Below are 17,955 nucleotides of genomic sequence, written 5' to 3'. Positions count from 1 at the left end.
TCACACGATATTTGCGGTAATCCTGCGTGCCGAACTGTCCAACACCTCAATTTCGACCTTCACAATTTTTTCAGGAAGCAGGTCTTCAATATTTTCCGGCCACTCCATCATGCAGTACTTTCCGCTGTATACATAGTCGTCAAAGCCAATATCCAGCGCTTCTTCGATATTTTTAATCCGGTAGAAATCGAAATGAAAAATCCGTTCGTTGCCGGCGGTGCTGTATTCGTTGACCAGGGCAAAGGTGGGGCTGGTAATGGGGTCGGTTGATCCCAGCGCGCGGCATAAGGCCTTGATGAGGGTGGTTTTACCGGCTCCCATTTTTCCGTAGAAGGCAAAAATGCGCTCGTTTTGAAAATGCCTGAGAAATGCTTCGGCTGCCTGCGGCAGCTCCTCAATGGTGTTGATCTGAATTGAAAACATGTTTTTTACCGTCTTGGTTGCTGCAAATTTAGGTAAAGTTCATTTTAAAAAACACAAAGGCTGCGCTTTGTTCGATTTCTGTTTTCGAAAAATGTATTACTTTTGAAGAAATCACAACTCAAGCTATCATTATGAATTTGCCAGAAAACTTAAAGTACACCAAAGAACACGAATGGGTTCGTGTTGAAGAAAATATTGCATCCGTTGGAATCACCGATTTTGCGCAAGGCGAATTGGGCGATATCGTGTTTGTTGAAATTGAAACGGAAGGCGAAGAGCTGGACAAAGGCGAAACCTTTGGAACGGTTGAAGCCGTGAAAACGGTATCCGACTTGTTTATGCCCGTTGGCGGGAAAGTGCTCGAATTCAACACCGCACTGGAAGACGAGCCGGAACTGATTAACAAAGATCCCTACGGAAAAGGCTGGATGATTAAAATTGAAATGAGCGATGCCGCCGATTTGGACGACCTGATGGACGCCGCCGCTTACCAGGCCATGCTCGAAGCATAATTTGAAAGCTTGATCCTTTGTCTGCCAGCCGAATAGGCCAATGCCTCCTGTACTTTCATTGATCGAAAAGCCATTGGTTGTCATTCAATAGTCATTTGTTGTCATTCAGTTGGGCCACTCACGATCAAATGATCTGAAACAACAAGCATTACGGCTTAATAGAGAATAGATAGTCAGCAAATAAACAACTAAAATAAATACGATCCCCGGAGAATGATTTCTTCGGGGATTTTTTTTGATTGGATATATTGGTGGAGGTGATGGATTAGGTTTGTTACCCCAACGATTGGCTCGCAGACCTAATGAAATAGGTTCCGGATCGAAGGGAATAGTCTCCAGACTTATGTGAATAGGTCGCGAACCTAAAAAAATTGGTAAAAGACCGGGTGAAATTGGTGTCGAACCTATTAGAATCAATCCAGGACCTGTCAGAATGGGTTTTGCACCTAAGTGAATAGATCCGGAACCTATTTGAATAGGTTGGGAACCTACTGGATTACGTTAAGTAACGAAGCGATTAGTAAGGCCCACATGGTATTGAAACCGAATATCGGGATCCGTCATAGGCCGGGCAATCAAAATAACCGGCGACTGGCAAGTTCTGACCCACCCTGCCGTGGCGAGCCACGGCTTCCCTCCCTTGAAAAGGGAGGGCCAGGGTGGGTCAGGCATTTATGGGTTGAAGAAACAACCAAGGGTGGTGAAATTTTACAATTCGTTATATCGTAATACAAAAGGGCCATCCCCAACGCCGGGAATGGCCCTTATATATGGCGAAAGAGAGTCATTGGATTATTTCCCGTATGGAAATAATTTCTTCATATCATTGTAAATCGTAATGGCGCTGCTATCCTGCTCCATGGCGTGGTAACGTACCGAACGGTAAAAGGCCAGTACATCCTGATAGTTGTCGTAGTCGAGCAGGATTTTGATGTCGCTAAGCTGGCGTTGCAGGTCGGTAATACCGATTAAGGTCTCGCCAATGTGCAGGCGTGCCTGGTAGTCGCGCTCAAATTCCTCTGCATCCACAAAAGCCGGCACAAAAGCTGGATATTCAGCCATGTAAGTACGTCCTTTGTCGATTTTTAATTTGTTTAGTTCGGCAACAGAACCGTATTCACGGCGTTCGTCGGTGGAGAGGTTGGGTGCTTTCGGTTTGATAATATCCTGAATTGTTTTCATGGCATCTTTCAGGCTTGTTTTTTCTTCTTCGGAAAAAACGATTTGGATTAAATCATTGTTGATCATAGGTTTTTGTTTTATTAGTTTGTAATTTTTTAAACGTTAGTGACGAAACTGCCGGATCAACTGGCTGTTTATTAGAGAGAGCCTTTACCCTGGCAGTAGTATGATTCAGCCATATGTTTGTATATTCCGATTTCATAAAAAAGGTAACCTTGAAAAGTAATAATTATTGATCAATAATTTATATTGTATCTTCGAATCCGATCAATTAAACTTATGGCAGGAATGGTTTTCGCCGTGGCGGGCTCATTTCGAAGTTTGGGAGCCAGGGAAAGTAGGCCCGGCCTATTTGTAAAAATGATCGTCTTTCCCTGTCCTGATCACCAGGTACATTCCCTGTCGCCATATTTTGTATTTCCCGTCATACTCGATCCGGATGACATCCCTTTCCGGGCATCCTCTACGTGTACACATAGCAGGCCCGTCGATCTGTACGGTATCTTTCGACACAAACTCATAAGGTGTCGAACAGCCATTGCAATCAATGGCAAACCGGAGACGCCCATCCCGGAATTCCAGGTAATGGTATTCGTCGATAAATTGAGTTCTTTTGGTTTCCAGATTTGTGATTTTGTCCAAAACCCATTGTTTGTTTTCTATGCGGGGGTTTTGGGAAAATACCTGCGCTGTTAGTAGCGAAAATGTGAAAATCAAAAAGAAGCGGATGATTGGGTTCATGGTTTTTTCTGCAAGATAAGTAAAATCCGACTGCAATTTGATATGCTTTTTCTGAACCGAAGTATTGACTTTGCAAAGAGGATTCGCACCTTTCCTGTCGAGATGGGTTCCTGCCAGGCTATGATTGACTATTCGTTATTTTTGAGCTGTAACCCTGATGATCCACACATCCTGCTGTGGTTTGCCATTTTTTACTTCACCGGGAACATGCTCCAGAATTTCATGCGTATCGATTAATTTTTTAACAAACGAAACTGGTTGAAAAGCACTAAAGGTACGATGTCCTTCTTTGCTCTTTGACCTAACAACCAAATTTCCGCTATCAAAATGTTTTTTCTCAATCTCTGTTAATTTATTTCTGAAACCATTTCCCTGTAAGGTTAAAAAAAGAATACCGCCTTGTTTAAGCACCCTAATAAGCTCGTTAAACCAAGCAAAATGCATTTCTTTTGAGAGATGGGTAAATATTGAAATACCATATACGATATCAAAGGTTTCGTTTTTATAATTTAAAGGCGGTGCAAGTTTGTTTGTAGTGAAAGAAACATTGGAAATGTTTTTGATACACCAATCAATGTATTTTTCATTGTAATCTGTGCCGTAGAACTGACAAGAATTATCCATAAACGAGGGTAGATGTCTTATAACCCTTCCGGGTCCACAACCCCAATCCAATACTTTTAAATTTTCCAGTTCCTTATACTTTCTGAAATAAGAAACTAGCCATTCAGCGGTTTCTATGCTCTTGTTGTAAAAGCTAAAGTAGTTGAGGTTAAAAGTCTCATAGATGAAATATGGCGGAGGTAGTTTCACATTTGGGTTTTCGATGTAGAACGCTCGTCTCAGTTTATACGATTTTGCATAGCTAGCGTAGTATTGTATTTTATCCAAAAACTTCATAAGTCTTAATCTACGTAAGGCGGAGATAATGGAGTACTTGTTCATAATCAAAAGTGGTTGCGTATGCAAAGAAACATGGACTAGTTTGATATGCAAAACTAAGAATTAAACAGTTGGATGAACGTTTTCAGTATTTTGGGAATGAATAATTATTCCTATTACAGCATTATTGAGTATTGTGGATAGGATCAAAAAGGAGGGAAGTCATTATAAAAATTTTGCCGGGTGCCAAATTTTAGAAATTCAACAGCTCCTTTGTCGATATATACCCCAAAACGGTATTGTCCGTGTTTGATCTTGAAAAATTTACCCCTGCTTTGAAGCGGTTCACAATGAGGAATGTCGCTAATTGTGTCAGCCTGTTCGCAAGCTTCAATAATCGTTTTTATCAGGGATTTAATTGTGGCTTGTTTTACTTTCTTGACATCCTTTAAGAACGAATTGCGGAATTCGAGTTTCATTTCAAGGCATTTAGCACTTGTTCTTTGCTGACCTTTCTGGTTTTGCGGCCTGCTTTCAATGCCTTTAACATGGAGATATTCTCCAATTCTTCGTCCGTAGCAATTGTTGCATTTTCAACCCCTTTCAAAAGCCGGACCGCTTCGAGTATTCGTTTTGCATTGGATCCTTCTTCGATATTGATTACAATTGTTTTCATTTCTATTTTGTTTGCAACAAACTTACAAATTTTAACCCGAAAAAGCTGAAATTCCATGGTTGCAAATGTGTTATGGCTTTCAGCACCGAGAATAATTTTGGACAGCAAGAGGCGTGAGAATCGCTGATTTTTATTTTTATCCCAGCATCACCACCAACTTTTTCAGGGCGACAATAAACTGGTCAATTTCGTCGAAGGTGTTGTACACGGCGAAGGAAACCCGGATGGTCGCCTGAACGCCGTAGTGATCCATCACCGGGTCGGCACACAGGCGGCCGGTGCGCACGGCAATGCCCATTTTATCGAGCATGGTCCCCAGGTCAAACGGGTGAATCCCTTCGATATTGAAGGTAATCACGCCCGATTTTTCGGGCTGCGTGCCGTAAATGACCAGGTTCGGAATTTCCAGCATCTTTTGGGTGGCATAGGCCAATAACTCGTTTTCATAGGCCGCAATTCTATCAATTCCTAATTTTTGCAGGTAACGAATCGCTTCGCCAAAAGCGATGACGCCGGTAATGTGTGGGGTTCCGGCTTCAAACTTATAAGGCACTTCGTTGAAGGTCGTGTTTTCAAAAGTCACTTCCGAAATCATTTCGCCGCCGCCCTGGTACGGAGGCATTTGATCCAGCAATTCTTTCTTGCCATACAAAATACCAACCCCGTTTGGGCCGTACATTTTGTGCGCCGAGAACACATAAAAATCGGCATCCAGCGCTTGTACATCTACCGGAAGATGTTTTACGGCCTGTGCTCCATCAACCAAAACCTTGACTTCCTTTGCATGCGCTTTGGCAATAATCTCCCCAACCGGATTGATGGTTCCCAGGGTATTGGAGACATGAGCCACGGCCATCAGCCGGGTTTTCTCGTTGATCAGCGCATCCAGCTTTTCGACTTCCAGCCGGCCATCGTCGGTAAATGGCAGCTTGACAATTCGTGCGCCTTTGCGTTTGGCCATCAACTGCCAGGGAACAATATTGGCGTGATGCTCCATCTCCGAAACGATGATTTCATCGCCTGGCTTCACAAAGGCTTCGCCAAATGAGAAAGCCACCAGGTTAATGCTTTCGGTCGTTCCTTTGGTGAAGATGATTTCTTCGCGAGACCCGGCGTGAATGAAATCTTTTACCAAGTCGCGCACGGCTTCAAACTCGCCGGTTGCCTGATCGGCCAGGAAGTGTGCTCCGCGGTGTATGTTGCCGTAGTACTCCAGGTGCAGCTGCTCTTCCTTCTTTAAAACCGATAAGGTTTTTTGCGATGATGCAGCACTGTCCAGGTAAACCAGCGGCTTGTTGTAAACCTGTTGATCCAAAATGGGAAAATCTTTGCGTATGCGGGCTATATCGAGTGTCATGGGCTATCTGTTTTTTAATGAGAGTTTCATTTCAAGTGAGACGCTCATTAATTTCAACACAAAACTAATCTTTTTGATTGGACTTTTTAAAATGAATAATGCCGTTGGCTTGAGCCAACGGGGTTAAATGCAGGCAATCAGCTTGGCCTGCGGACATGCTGCCCGTCGGATTTATCCGACGGCAATAAATAGAAAGAGCCTCACAAAAGTGAAGCTCTCTGAATTTATTCGATATTGATTTAATGTCGATCACAAGAATGGCAGTAGGCCAGTTCGCCGCGGAGGCGTTTTTCAACCAACTCATCAATGCGGTCGCGAAGGGGTTCCACCCGGATGTTTTGCACCACTTCGTGTGCAAAGGCATTCATCAACATCATGCGGGCGTCGGCTTCACCAATTCCGCGTGCACGAAGGTAGAATAAGGCCTCTTCATCGATTTGACCAATGGTTGCTCCGTGACTACATTTTACATCGTCGGCGTCTATGATCAACTGCGGCTTGGTGTTCATTTTGGCCGAATCCGTCAGCAACACGTTGTTGTTGCGCTGGAAGGCGTTGGTTTTCTGCGCATCGCGCACCACATGAATCCGCCCGGCAAAAGCACCTACGGAATCTTCATCCAACACATATTTGTAAACCTGGTTACTGAGGCAATTGGGCTGTGCGTGTTCAATGTTGGTGAAGTTATCAACATGCTGTTTCTTGTCGGTAAACGACATGCCGTACAAATTGGCTTCGGCATGTTCGCCGGCCATCTCCACTTTCAGGTTATTGCGGATCAATCCGCCATGCAGGGTCGCCACGCTCGAAAGCAAATTTGAATTGGCTTCCTGTTTAAAGAAGGAGGAGTTGACCGAATTGGCCTGGTTATTTTGATTCTGAACCGTGTAAATATCAACCACAGCATCTTGTCCCACAAAGACTTCGGTGACATTGTTGGTCAGAAAATCGCGGGAACTCATGGTGTGGTCGCAGAAAATCACTTTGGCTTGACTGTTTTTTCCCACCACGATCAGGTTGCGCTGGGTCGCAAAAATCGCGTCTTGCGAACGCATGATGTTAATTACCTGAACTGGCTTTTCAAAAACCACATGATCCGGTACATGCATAAAGAAACCATCTTGGGCAAAAGCGGTATTCAACGCCACGATTGGATCGTCAGATAATGCGGCCTGGCGGTTTAAGTATTCCTGTACCAGTTCTGGCTGTTCGTTGGCCACTTGTTTCAAGCTACCCACAACTACTCCTTTGGGAAGATTCTGCAAGGGTTGGTTTTTTGCATAGTACCAGCCATTCACCAGCAATACCACGTGCGTATCGAGTTGGGGTACATCGCAACGAAATGCTTCGTTCAAATCGACATCAACCTGCTCATATTCGAGGATGTGCCTGTAGTCTTTGTCGAAGACCCGTTCGAGGTTGGTGTATTTGTAGTTCTCGTTTTTGAAGCCGGGGATGCCGGTCTTCTCAAAACGTTTGATGGCAATGTCACGCATCCGGTTTAGCAGGCTGGATGATCCGGCATCCAGCATACTCCGGTGAGCATGAAAAAGCTCGGTATATTTTTCGCTTAACGCGATTTTATTCGCTGTTAATGTCATAAACTATGAGTTTTAAGCCAGTCGTACCCTTTTTCTTCCAATTCGAGCGCCAGTTCTTTTCCGGCTGATTTGACAATCTTTCCTTGATACAACACGTGAACACAGTCGGGAACAATATACTCCAGCAAGCGCTGGTAGTGGGTGATGACGATGGTTGAACGTTCCGGGTGTTTTAAGGCATTTACACCGTCCGAAACGATACGCAGCGCATCAATATCCAAGCCTGAATCAGTTTCATCAAGAATGGCTAGCTTGGGTTCGAGCATGGCCATTTGAAATATCTCGTTCTTCTTTTTTTCACCACCGGAGAAACCTTCGTTGACCGAGCGGTTTGTCAGTTGCGAATCCAGATGAACCAGCTCCTTTTTCTCGCGCATCAGTTTCAGAAATTCACCGGCAGTGAGTGGCTCCAGACCTTTGAATTTACGATGTTCGTTGACTGATGTTTTGATGAAATTGACCATGGGTACCCCCGGAATTTCTACCGGATACTGGAAACCCAGGAACAAGCCTTTACGAGCCCGGTCTTCTGCCGAAAGCTCGAGCAAATCTTCGCCTTCGTACCAAATTTCACCGTCCAGTATTTCGTATTCTTCTTTACCGGCCAAAACATTGCCCAAGGTACTTTTTCCGGAACCGTTGGGTCCCATGATGGCATGTACTTCGCCCGCTTTAATTTCAAGGTTGATACCTTTCAGGATTTCCTTCCCTTCAATGGCAACTCTTAAATTCTTTATTGTCAGCATATTTGTTTATTATTTCGGATTTTGAGTTTCCGCATCGGAACCAACTCAAACGTTCGTATTTATGTTCAATTTATCCAACACTTCCTTCCAGGCTAATTGCCAGTAATTTTTGCGCCTCAACGGCAAATTCCATCGGCAGCTTATTCAGTACTTCCTTGGCATAACCATTCACAATCATACCGATGGCATCTTCGGTTGAAATTCCGCGTTGATTGCAGTAGAAAATCTGGTCTTCACCAATTTTTGAAGTCGTTGCTTCATGTTCCACAATCGATGATTTGTTTCCCACTTCGATATAAGGAAAGGTGTGTGCACCACAAGTTGATCCCAACAACAGCGAGTCGCACTGCGAAAAGTTCCGCGAGTTAACCGCTCCGGGCAGTACTTTGACTAATCCACGGTAGGAGTTGTCGCTCAAGCCGGCAGAGATCCCTTTGGACACAATGGTGCTTTTGGTGTTTTTACCGATGTGGATCATCTTGGTTCCGGTGTCGGCTTGCTGGTGATTGTTGGTGACGGCAACCGAGTTAAACTCGCCCACCGAGTTGTCGCCCATCATAATCACGCTGGGGTATTTCCAGGTGATGGCCGATCCGGTTTCAACCTGTGTCCAGCTTATTTTTGAGGATTCGCCACGGCAAATGCCGCGTTTGGTCACGAAGTTGTATACGCCACCTTTTCCTTCTTTATTTCCCGGGTACCAGTTCTGTACGGTTGAATATTTTACTTCGGCCCGGTCCATGGCAATAATTTCAACCACGGCAGCGTGTAGCTGATTCTCGTCGCGCATGGGGGCGGTACATCCTTCCAGGTAGCTCACGTAACTGTCGTCTTCAGCAACAATCAAGGTTCGCTCAAACTGTCCGGTTCCGGCAGCATTAATCCGGAAGTAGGTCGACAGCTCCATCGGACAACGGACACCCTTGGGAATGTAGCAAAACGATCCGTCGGAAAATACCGCCGAATTGAGGGCTGCAAAGAAATTGTCGGAAGTTGGAACCGACATGCCCAAATATTTTTTTACCAAATCAGGATGTTCTTTGACGGCCTCACTGAACGAGCAAAAAATAACGCCTTTCTCAGCCAATGTTTCCTTGAAGGTTGTTTTCACGGACACACTGTCAATCACCGCATCAACCGCAACTCCGGCCAGCACTTTCTGCTCTTCCAATGGAATTCCTAGCTTGTTGAATGTCTCAATTAGATCAGGATCAACTTCATCCAGACTTTCATACTGTGGCTTCTTTTTAGGAGCTGAATAATAAATGATGTCCTGGAAATCGATTGGCGGAATCTTCAGATAGGCCCAATCAGGAATGGGCATTTTCAGCCATTTCCGGTAGGCATCCAATCGGAATTGAAGCATAAATTCCGGTTCGTTCTTTTTGGCCGAAATCGTCCGAATCACATCCTCATTGAGTCCCTTGGGAATCGAGTCCGATTCAAAATCAGACACAAACCCAAATTTATATTCTTGTGAAGTAACCTCTTGTAATATCTTGTCTTGTTCTTCCATATCCCACTTTTTTATCGTTTCTCTTACCGCATGTAATAACAAACTTCAAAATAGACTGTTTAAAAATAATTGCAAAGATAAGGAAGTAAAGCTATTTTTGCGACTGAAAACGATTAATCCACACCTGCAGGTCTGATATTTAAAACATGGATAATACAAAAAATCAAACAACACTGGCAACATTGGGGGAATTTGGCCTCATTGAGCGCCTGACAAAAAATATTCAAATTCAACACAAAAGCACGGTAAAAGGTGTTGGCGATGATGCTGCGGTGCTTGGTTTTGAAGGGAAACAGGTGGTTGTGACAACCGACTTGCTGACGGAAGGAATTCATTTCAACCTGATGTATGTTCCGCTGAAGCATTTGGGATACAAAGCGGTGGTGGTGAATTTGTCGGATGTATTTGCCATGAATGCCCAGCCCCGGCAGATTACGGTTTCGCTGGCTATTTCAAGTAAGTTTTCGGTGGAAGCGATTGATGAACTCTATTCCGGAATTCATTTGGCCTGTGAAAAATATGGAGTGGATTTGGTTGGTGGTGACACGACCAGTTCGTTGACCGGACTGACCATCAGTGTGACAGCCATTGGCGAGGCGAATCAGGAAGACCTGGTTTATCGCAGTGGGGCTCAGCTCAACGATTTAATTTGTGTGACAGGCGATTTGGGCGGTGCCTACATGGGGCTTCAGCTGTTGGAACGCGAGAATGAAGTTTTTAAAGTGAACCCGAAAGAGCAGCCCAAGTTGGAAGGCTACGATTATATTCTGGAGCGGCAACTTAAACCGGAAGCTCGGGGTGACGTGGTCAGCGCGTTGAAAAATCTGGGTGTCAAACCGACAGCCATGATCGATATTTCGGATGGCTTGTCGTCCGAGATTATGCATATTTGTAAAGCTTCGAAGGTGGGCTGTAGTATCTATGAAGAAAAAATTCCCATGGACTTTCAAACCCGTAAGTTTGCCGACGAGCTGAGCATCAATCCGCTTGTTGCTGCGCTGAATGGCGGCGAAGATTACGAACTGCTATTTACTGTTCCGCTGGCCGATCACGACAAAATTAAGCAGGATCCGGATATCACCATCATTGGACATATTACAGAGGAAAGCACCGGGACCAATATGATTACCGGCGCGGGAACAGCCGTCGCGCTTCAGGCACAGGGCTGGAACCCGCTGGGGTAGTTTCTTAGAAGTAGAAGGTATTTCGGATGGTTCGTTTCCCTTTGTATTCGCCTTTTTTCACCACCTTCACAATGTTGCGGTTGTTGGCTTGGTATTCTGATTCCGGGCAATCCACACCATCGTCGCACTTGTTGAGCAGCCGGGTTTCTCCGTAGCCTTCGTAAGCCACACGCAGCGGATCAATTCCTTTCCAGCAGATGTAATCGAAAATGGCTTTTGCCCGCTGTTTTGACAGGAGCAGGTTTTTTTCGTCATCACCCCGCGAATCGGTGTGCGTTTCAATGCGAATTTCCATGTCAGGGAACTGGATCAAATACTGAATCAGTTCATTGATGGTATGGGCAACCTCTGAATTAACCACCCAATCACCCACGTAAAAATCAACGTCTCTAATTTCATGTACCTGAAGTGGTTCGCCATTTTCCTCTTCCATATACAGTGGTTCGGGCGATCCATCGTCAATCGCTTCTTCCATTTCAAGCAAAAGCTGGACAAAAGTTTCATCGCCGGCCCGCAATTTTTTGGTCGGAACCAGCGTGTCGTTGCCCAGATAAAACGCTTTGATGGCATGAATAAAATAGTTTTGTCCTTTATGAACTTCAAACTCAAATTCTCCGGTGCGTTTGGTTATCTGGGTTGAAAGGGTGTCGGCAAATTCATTGACCAGGCTGATGGTTGCTCCAGCCAAAGGTTTTCCCGTGACAAAATCGTTGGCCACACCGCGGATAAACACCGGAACATGCGTAAGCCGGACAAAATAAATATCGTCGTTTCCGCGTCCGCCATTTCGGTTTGATGAGAAATAGCCGGCTGTTCCGGTTTCGTCGAGCACAAAGCTGAAGTCATCTTTAGGACTGTTCAAAGGGTAGCCCATGTTTTCGACCTGGTTGAAAAGGCCATCTTCAGGAATCGCGGAGTAAATGTCTAATCCACCAAGCCCCGGGTGCCCGTTTGACGAAAAATACAGTGTTCCGTCGTAGCTGATGAACGGGAACATTTCATTTTCCGACGTATTGATTTTCGGGCCCAGGTTAACCGGCGTGGTCCAATACCCTTGATTGAAAATACTGTAGTAAATGTCGGTTCCTCCGTAGCCGCCGGGCATGTCGGAAGCAAAGTACATTACCTGGCCGGTTGTGTCGATGGATGGGTGTCCGGTGGAGTAGTCATCGCTGTTGTACGAAAACTCGCCCCGGTATTCCCACTCGTCTTTTTCTTTTCCACCAAACAGAATTTTCAGGTTAATTTCGCCCTGGCTTCCTCTGGCAGCGCTACCATTTTTTCCAACGTTGTTTCGGGTAATATACACCCTGTCGTTTTTCGGGTCGAAAGCTACCGGCCCGTCGTGGTAGCTTGTCTGTAATTTGGGTGCAAATTGTTTCGTGTTGATGATGTCTCCATTGGGAGCCTGATCGCCAATAAACAGGCTGAAATAAGGCAATTCATTCCATTTGTATTTTGGGCTGGGTGTTCCGTTTGTGAGTTTGGTTGATGAAAAGACAAGTTTTTTGCGGTAAAAGGTAACGCCCAGCTCTGAGCCATTGGTGTTCAGCGACACCGGACGAACTTTGTAACGGTCGGGGTTGTGGTGTAAAAGCTGGATGTATTCAAGCAATGAGCTTTGAGCATTCACCCGGCTGTCGTCGGGACGAAGCTCGGCGTAACTGTTGAGCCACTTTTCGGCGTCGGGATATTTCCCATTGCTTTTTAGCGCTTGTGAGTAGTTGAACAGGTCATCGGGCTGCGCGTCTCCTTTTGAAATCAGAAGCTCCAGCCACTTCTCCATGGCCTCAGTATTTCCAATGTGGCGGTTTGCATCGGCTAGCCGGCGGATGACATAGGCGTTGGCCGAGTCTTTGCCGTAGGCAAATTCATACAAGCCGATGGCTTCCATAAAAGCAAAGTTGTCGAAGCTTTTGTCGGCCATGCGAATGGTGACTTTTTGAGCATCAGCCAGCGAGTGTAGCAGAAAAGTAAAAATGAAAATGAGGAAGATCTTACCTGTAGCGCGTCTCATCAGTCAGCCGTTTCAAATTAAAAATAGCGTGGCGACCTCACCTTGTCGCGTCCGAAGTCAAAATCATAACTCACCAAAATTTCGTGCGTTCCGTTATTGTATGATCCCAATTCGGTGGCCGTTACGTCATAAGCGTAGCCGACTTTCAGTTGGTTGGAAATTTGTATTTGGAACATGGCACCCACGGCATCGCCAACCCGGTACATCGCGCCCAGCCACAATCGTTCATAAAACAGAAATTGGGCGGTTAAGTCGACGGCCAGGGGCGAGTTCTGGCTGTATTTTGTTAGAAAGTACGGTTTAAATTTAAGAATTCGGTTGACATCAAAAACGTAGCCCGCCATAAAAAACAGATGAATATTTTCCTTGCTCACATATTCTGAAGAAAAATCGTTGCTGTTGATTTGGTTCTGAATGAGTTTGGGGATCGAAAGCCCGGTCATGAAACGTTCAGAATTGAAGTAAAGTCCGATGCCCACATTGGGTAGGAAATTCCGGTTGATGTCGCTGGCAAAGACAGGATCATTCGAGTCAACGGTCTCCAATTTCGAGAGGCCCGCCTCAAAAAAATTAACGCCACCTTTCAACCCAAACGATAAATACCGGCCGTGGGCAAAATCAATGCTGTACGAATAATCGACATAGGCGCCGGTTTGCGAGATGGGTCCAAGCTGGTCTTTCAGGAGCGAAAAACCCAGACCCATATGGTGCTTGGTAATGGGGGTGTGGATGATAAACGACTGTGTTGCGGGAGCCCCTTCAATAGAAACCCATTGGTTACGCGACATGACCATCATGCTAAGTGCGTCGCCCGATCCGGCATAAGCCGGATTAACCGAAAGGATGTTGTTCATGTATTGCGTATACATGGGGTCTTGCTGTGCGCTGGCTTTGTTGATCTGAAAAAAAACAAATGCTACGCACAGGTAAAGGAATGTGAAAATTCGCATCATGTTATCGCCGTCATCTATCGTTTGTGTGTAAAACACACTCAATTTCAGCGACAAACATAGCAACACTGCCTGTCTGTAAAAATAAACAGTTAGCAAACCCATCTAAGCGAATAGCGAAAGGGGTATTGTAATTATCCGCACTGGATGGCAGGCGGGTAAAATGGGGATGACTTGATTTTTTTGTGCTGGAATTCGAAAAATAAGTTGGTTATGGACAAATGAAATCCCAGGATTTGTTGTTCAATCATTTTTGGAACTGAAAAGAGGGTGCTTGGTAGTCAAAGGTTTTAGCTTGGTGATGGAAATTTGTTGCCTGTTATTGACATGTTCCGGCTTGGTGATAAAAAGTTGGAGCTTGGTATCGAGAAATTCGAGCTTGGTATCCAAAAGTTGGAGCTTGGTATCGAAAAATTGGAGCTTGGTATCCAAAAATTGGAGCTTGTTATTGAAAAATTGGTGCTTGGTATCCAAAAATTAGAGCTTGGTATTGAAAAGTTAGAGCTTGGTATTGAAAAGTTGGAGCTTGGTATCGAAAAAATCGTGCTTGATATCGAAAAGTTGGAGCTTGGTATCCAAAAACGGAGCTTGGTATCGAAAAATTAACGGTAGAAAAGGAGGGCGCAACTAAAAGAAACAAAAAAATGAAGGAGTTACGAAGTCCTGATAATCAATGAGCGGGAAATGGGGATCGAACCCACGACCCTCAGCTTGGGAAGCTGATGCTCTTAAAACATTCAAAGGCTGCGCCTTTAAATGCATACCACTGAGCTTCACTCGCTTATCTCTTTAAATCTTCAGCTTAAAACTGATCCTCTCTTTTCCGGTTTACGATATGGTTTACATGCAAGTATTCCGAAAAAAGTTAATAAATTATGTACTTTAAAAATAGTTATTTCACTTGTAAGTATAAGAAAATAATTGACAGCGCGATATCCTAAGTTTCTATTTTATTGCTTCATGATTCTGTTTTATAAGTTGTTGCAAATAGAATCTGTGATATTGTATTTCTGCTATTTTGACTTTGTTTTTGTTTGATTCTATATAGTGATTTTGGAAAGGGGATCAATTCGAAAGTCTCTTTCCCATTTTTTTGGGTAGGGGGTAAATTGGGAAACAGTCCGTAAGCAGGTGCCACAAAAAATTAAATTTTCATTCGATTAAAATTACAACAATGAAAAGGAACAAATAGCATGTCTGCACCGTTACAGACTGTTAGTTTCGTGATTCAATTGGATGGGGTTGTAGTTTTTCGTTTGACTTTACCCATAAAATAAAAATTCCTTCGTACACTAAGAATGAGAAAAGTAAACTTCCACTATCTAACCAAATTAGGGGAGTTGTCAACACTTCAATCCACGTGGCTTGCACCTCAGGAAACAAGTAGGATTGGAAAAATAAAAAAGATGCAATGATCGAACTTAGAATTGGGATTAGTATTGACGTTAATAATAAAGTCCCCACGTTCTTCATGTTTATTGATTTCCTTTCCATCCATGCTAGTAGAATATTCCAGAGGGTAGTAGCGACGGGAAAAGCAATTGCAGCAGCCACGCCACGCAAAAAGATTGGATCGGCGTATGATAATTCATAAATCGAAATGTCTGATAGGGCTTTCATTGTCAACGCAGACAAAAGGGTAAAACAGCCAATATATGTAAGAAACAAAATCGGATATCCTACAACATGCTTTAGAAAATGGAGTTTACCGTTTACCCAAATTATCCATAAAAAAAAGCCTAAGGCTATTATTGTAAAACCAGCACCAGCGTAACGCAAATGTATTGTCCAAGCGAGAACCTCCCACTCTCTTAGCAAGGTTAATGAGAACCACAGCAACATGCTGGCAAAGGCTAATAAGATTAAATAAATAAAATGATTCCTGTTTAATTTGCCAATTCTATCTATTATCTTGCATATATATAATAATCTCATTTGGTAAAGTTCTCTTTCTTAGAGTTATTCATGATAGCGATCTATGTTCATTTTGCTTTACCCAGTAGTTTTAGGTCGGAAAATTCGAAAGCCATTATTTGCTCACCCTTTCCGATGTCTATTCTTGTGTCGGGAAAATAAAGTTGAACACTAACTTTTGGTATGGTAACCATTTGAACGATTACATGCTCATCATTATCATTCAACATTTTCAATTGAATGGGATTTTCCTTTAATAGCTCTATCATCCTCAGTCGCTCGGAAATTCTAAAGTCGCTGGTACGGGATCCACAGTAAACGACAATTAAACTATCAGGAATATTCAAATATATGAAACCCTCATCAGCCGAATAGGGTACGCTTTTGGAGTCTTTAGAAAGTGCTGTCTCGTTCTTAGGAACAACTTCTATCATGTTCAAAATTCGACTTTTATATGCCAATTCAGTTGGCAAAAATTCAGTTGGGGTTTGACCTGAAATTGTTATCGAAAGTCCTATGAAGAGTAGTGTGGGAAGATAGAAAAATGCTTTCATAATCCTTGTTTTTGGTAATTGTATCGACTAGTTTTTTAGTTTAAAAGTCCACAATAGCGACCTGTGCATATTTTCCACTCACGACCTTCTTGATCCTTCCCTTTTATTTCAATTACCATATTTCGAAGATTCTCTTTGTCTATTCGAGTTCCATATGAAAGTATCGGCGTTGACAACTCTATTACTGAGGCTTGGTTTTCTCCCCAAAATATTATTCCGTAATTTGAAGTAACGGAGTAATTGTAAGAGTTTGTTGCTTTGTTTAACTCAGAACCATGTATGAACGTGACTTCAACTGAGTATTTCTTTGACCATTCTCCTCTAGAGGTATATTGGACAACAGATTCCAATTTAACTGATGGACTTTCTGATTGTGTTGCATTCTGGGTTTGACCCATATATGGGGTGAAAGTTGCAAACCCTTGAGAGAAAAGCTGAGTACTAATCCCAAGCGAAACCAATAGAAGCAGAATTCTAGTCATAATAATCCAATTTATTTTGATGTTCAATTATTTTCCACCAAACAAAGCGACAAGGATAATAAAAACTAAGTAAACTCCGAGAATGATGAAGCCTACTTTTAGTAAGAAAAACATGATAGAAACTAAACCGTGGGCAGCTTCCTCAGCAGCATCACAGCTGACTAATAGCAAGCCAAATATTAAAGCTATAATTAAGGTTTTTAACTTCATGAGGAATGAGTTTGTCATGTGTTATGGTAATTTCCGATAAATATTAGTTGCTCTGATGCAAGTGAAATGAAACCTCTGATTAAGCCAAATAATTTTCATCCTACTCACTATTGTTTTTATATTCATTTTTCAGAACCTTCTCCTTTTTATAATCTTCGTATGCCTTTAATTCATTTTTGTATTTTTCAAGATCCTTCGTTTTTACATAATCAATACTATTGATTCCTGTCCGAGAATATAAGGCTGTATAACCCTCAGGAACACCGTCAGCGTTTTTAGGATGGTACTTTAATTCCTCTGAACTGTATGTAGTAGGAAATCTGGGATGTTTGGGCTCACAACTTATAAGAAACAATAAAAAAGACAGAACAAAAATAATCCTAAAGCTCCCTAGCAAATAATTTCTATTTTTTTTCATTTTAAAAACTATTAGGTTCCCCTCCCGTTCCCTAGGATCAGAGTTGTACGAATAAAAAAGCGTGGGAACTGAAAGCCTATCCGGTCTCAAGGTATCGCCAAACATCCTCAACTCAAATAGACAACAGCCCCACGCCCAAAGAAATGAGCGTGAGCGCTATTGCTATTATTCTTGAGTTGATTTGAAATTTGGCGATTTCTGAGACCAAGAATAATACCTTACGCTTACGTTATTTTTTAAAAATAGAGGTTAACTTATCAACCTATTCAAATATATTAAAAAAAACCGTACGGTTAATCTGAATTATTTTAAAAAGTAAAAATATCCCTTTGTATTCCTTTCCCTACGACTCCAACAAATTTCAATAGAGTATATGTTGACGGTTTTACGCTGTTATCTGGGGAAGCTTCAAAGTATTCAGTTATTGTTTTCTGAGTGACGGTGGTGCTAATTCCGTACCTTGCATAAATATCTTTAAGCTCCTCTTTATAAGTGTTTTTGTCTTGTTTTATCCCGAGCGTAAACGTTTCCGATATTTCTAATAAGATGGGTGCGCAAAATCTCTTTTTCTCACTTTCTGACTTTTGTAA

General features: G+C 43.1%; 21 protein-coding genes and 1 tRNA gene. 3 read left to right on the top strand and 19 right to left on the bottom strand.

Annotated features, from left to right (window positions below):
* Complete coding sequence (tsaE, locus tag NC99_RS08610) at positions 1–423, bottom strand: tRNA (adenosine(37)-N6)-threonylcarbamoyltransferase complex ATPase subunit type 1 TsaE (protein WP_053182338.1); 423 nt, start codon at positions 421–423, stop codon at positions 1–3.
* A gap of 131 nt (positions 424–554) precedes the next feature.
* Between tsaE and gcvH the strand changes: the two genes are divergently transcribed.
* Positions 555–935 carry a glycine cleavage system protein GcvH gene (gene gcvH, locus NC99_RS08605; protein WP_053182336.1) on the top strand — a complete coding sequence of 127 codons (381 nt, stop codon included), beginning with the start codon at positions 555–557 and terminating at the stop codon, positions 933–935.
* 792 nt (positions 936–1,727) lie between these two features.
* Here gcvH and NC99_RS08600 read toward each other — a convergent pair.
* From NC99_RS08600 to sufB, 9 genes are all read right to left on the bottom strand, one after another.
* Positions 1,728–2,183: a hypothetical protein gene (locus NC99_RS08600; protein WP_053182333.1), complete on the bottom strand. Its 456-nt coding sequence runs from the start codon at positions 2,181–2,183 to the stop codon at positions 1,728–1,730.
* A gap of 282 nt (positions 2,184–2,465) precedes the next feature.
* On the bottom strand, positions 2,466–2,759 hold the full coding sequence (locus NC99_RS08595; protein ID WP_162231184.1) for a hypothetical protein: 294 nt from the start codon (positions 2,757–2,759) through the stop codon (positions 2,466–2,468).
* Positions 2,760–2,993: 234 nt separating this feature from the next.
* Positions 2,994–3,671, bottom strand: coding sequence for a class I SAM-dependent methyltransferase (locus NC99_RS08590; protein ID WP_162231183.1), 678 nt, complete (start codon positions 3,669–3,671; stop codon positions 2,994–2,996).
* 275 nt (positions 3,672–3,946) lie between these two features.
* Positions 3,947–4,219: a type II toxin-antitoxin system RelE family toxin gene (locus NC99_RS08585; protein WP_053182323.1), complete on the bottom strand. Its 273-nt coding sequence runs from the start codon at positions 4,217–4,219 to the stop codon at positions 3,947–3,949.
* Entirely contained in the window at positions 4,216–4,416 is a 201-nt protein-coding gene (locus tag NC99_RS08580; RefSeq protein ID WP_157624716.1) for a hypothetical protein, read from the bottom strand. The genes NC99_RS08585 and NC99_RS08580 overlap by 4 nt, the downstream gene beginning before the upstream one ends.
* 136 nt (positions 4,417–4,552) lie before the next feature.
* Entirely contained in the window at positions 4,553–5,773 is a 1,221-nt protein-coding gene (locus NC99_RS08575; protein WP_053182316.1) for an aminotransferase class V-fold PLP-dependent enzyme, read from the bottom strand.
* Between the two features lie 239 nt (positions 5,774–6,012).
* The gene (gene sufD, locus NC99_RS08570; protein WP_053182312.1) at positions 6,013–7,374 is read right to left on the bottom strand and encodes a Fe-S cluster assembly protein SufD; all 1,362 of its coding nucleotides are present in this window, start codon (positions 7,372–7,374) and stop codon (positions 6,013–6,015) included.
* Positions 7,371–8,120, bottom strand: coding sequence for a Fe-S cluster assembly ATPase SufC (sufC, locus tag NC99_RS08565; protein WP_053182309.1), 750 nt, complete (start codon positions 8,118–8,120; stop codon positions 7,371–7,373). The genes sufD and sufC overlap by 4 nt, the downstream gene beginning before the upstream one ends.
* A 70-nt stretch (positions 8,121–8,190) precedes the next feature.
* Entirely contained in the window at positions 8,191–9,636 is a 1,446-nt protein-coding gene (gene sufB / locus NC99_RS08560; protein ID WP_053182306.1) for a Fe-S cluster assembly protein SufB, read from the bottom strand.
* A gap of 146 nt (positions 9,637–9,782) precedes the next feature.
* On the opposite strand from sufB, the gene thiL reads away from it, so the two are divergent.
* Entirely contained in the window at positions 9,783–10,820 is a 1,038-nt protein-coding gene (gene thiL / locus NC99_RS08555) for a thiamine-phosphate kinase (RefSeq protein WP_053182303.1), read from the top strand.
* Positions 10,821–10,824: 4 nt separating this feature from the next.
* Here thiL and NC99_RS08550 read toward each other — a convergent pair whose 3' ends face one another.
* A complete protein-coding gene (locus NC99_RS08550; RefSeq protein ID WP_053182301.1) occupies positions 10,825–12,837 on the bottom strand; it encodes an OmpA family protein in 2,013 nt (670 codons plus the stop codon).
* 17 nt (positions 12,838–12,854) lie between these two features.
* Positions 12,855–13,790 (bottom strand): PorP/SprF family type IX secretion system membrane protein, encoded by a 936-nt coding sequence (locus NC99_RS08545; protein ID WP_162231182.1) that lies wholly within the window; start codon positions 13,788–13,790, stop codon positions 12,855–12,857.
* A 309-nt stretch (positions 13,791–14,099) separates the two neighbouring features.
* Here NC99_RS08545 and NC99_RS08540 point away from each other — a divergent pair, with 309 nt between their 5' ends.
* Positions 14,100–14,393 carry a hypothetical protein gene (locus NC99_RS08540; RefSeq protein WP_157624714.1) on the top strand — a complete coding sequence of 98 codons (294 nt, stop codon included), beginning with the start codon at positions 14,100–14,102 and terminating at the stop codon, positions 14,391–14,393.
* Positions 14,394–14,463: 70 nt separating this feature from the next.
* Here NC99_RS08540 and NC99_RS21860 read toward each other — a convergent pair.
* From NC99_RS21860 to NC99_RS22320, 7 genes are all read right to left on the bottom strand, one after another.
* Positions 14,464–14,568: transfer RNA gene (locus tag NC99_RS21860), tRNA-Gly, on the bottom strand.
* A 434-nt stretch (positions 14,569–15,002) separates the two neighbouring features.
* Positions 15,003–15,722, bottom strand: a complete 720-nt coding sequence (locus NC99_RS08535; protein WP_157624712.1) for a hypothetical protein — start codon at positions 15,720–15,722, stop codon at positions 15,003–15,005.
* A 47-nt stretch (positions 15,723–15,769) separates the two neighbouring features.
* Positions 15,770–16,255 carry a hypothetical protein gene (locus tag NC99_RS08530; RefSeq protein WP_157624710.1) on the bottom strand — a complete coding sequence of 162 codons (486 nt, stop codon included), beginning with the start codon at positions 16,253–16,255 and terminating at the stop codon, positions 15,770–15,772.
* A gap of 35 nt (positions 16,256–16,290) precedes the next feature.
* The gene (locus tag NC99_RS08525; protein ID WP_157624708.1) at positions 16,291–16,737 is read right to left on the bottom strand and encodes a hypothetical protein; all 447 of its coding nucleotides are present in this window, start codon (positions 16,735–16,737) and stop codon (positions 16,291–16,293) included.
* Positions 16,738–16,764: 27 nt separating this feature from the next.
* Positions 16,765–16,947, bottom strand: coding sequence for a hypothetical protein (locus tag NC99_RS08520; RefSeq protein ID WP_157624706.1), 183 nt, complete (start codon positions 16,945–16,947; stop codon positions 16,765–16,767).
* A 100-nt stretch (positions 16,948–17,047) separates the two neighbouring features.
* A complete protein-coding gene (locus NC99_RS08515) occupies positions 17,048–17,365 on the bottom strand; it encodes a hypothetical protein (protein ID WP_157624704.1) in 318 nt (105 codons plus the stop codon).
* Between the two features lie 308 nt (positions 17,366–17,673).
* On the bottom strand, positions 17,674–17,955 hold a 282-nt coding region (locus tag NC99_RS22320), incomplete at its 5' end, for a hypothetical protein (protein ID WP_204374950.1).

Origin of the sequence: Sunxiuqinia dokdonensis, from assembly GCF_001270965.1 — a bacterium.
In the GTDB taxonomy this organism is placed as follows: domain Bacteria; phylum Bacteroidota; class Bacteroidia; order Bacteroidales; family Prolixibacteraceae; genus Sunxiuqinia; species Sunxiuqinia dokdonensis.
This window is presented reverse-complemented; position numbering and strand designations above follow the sequence as displayed.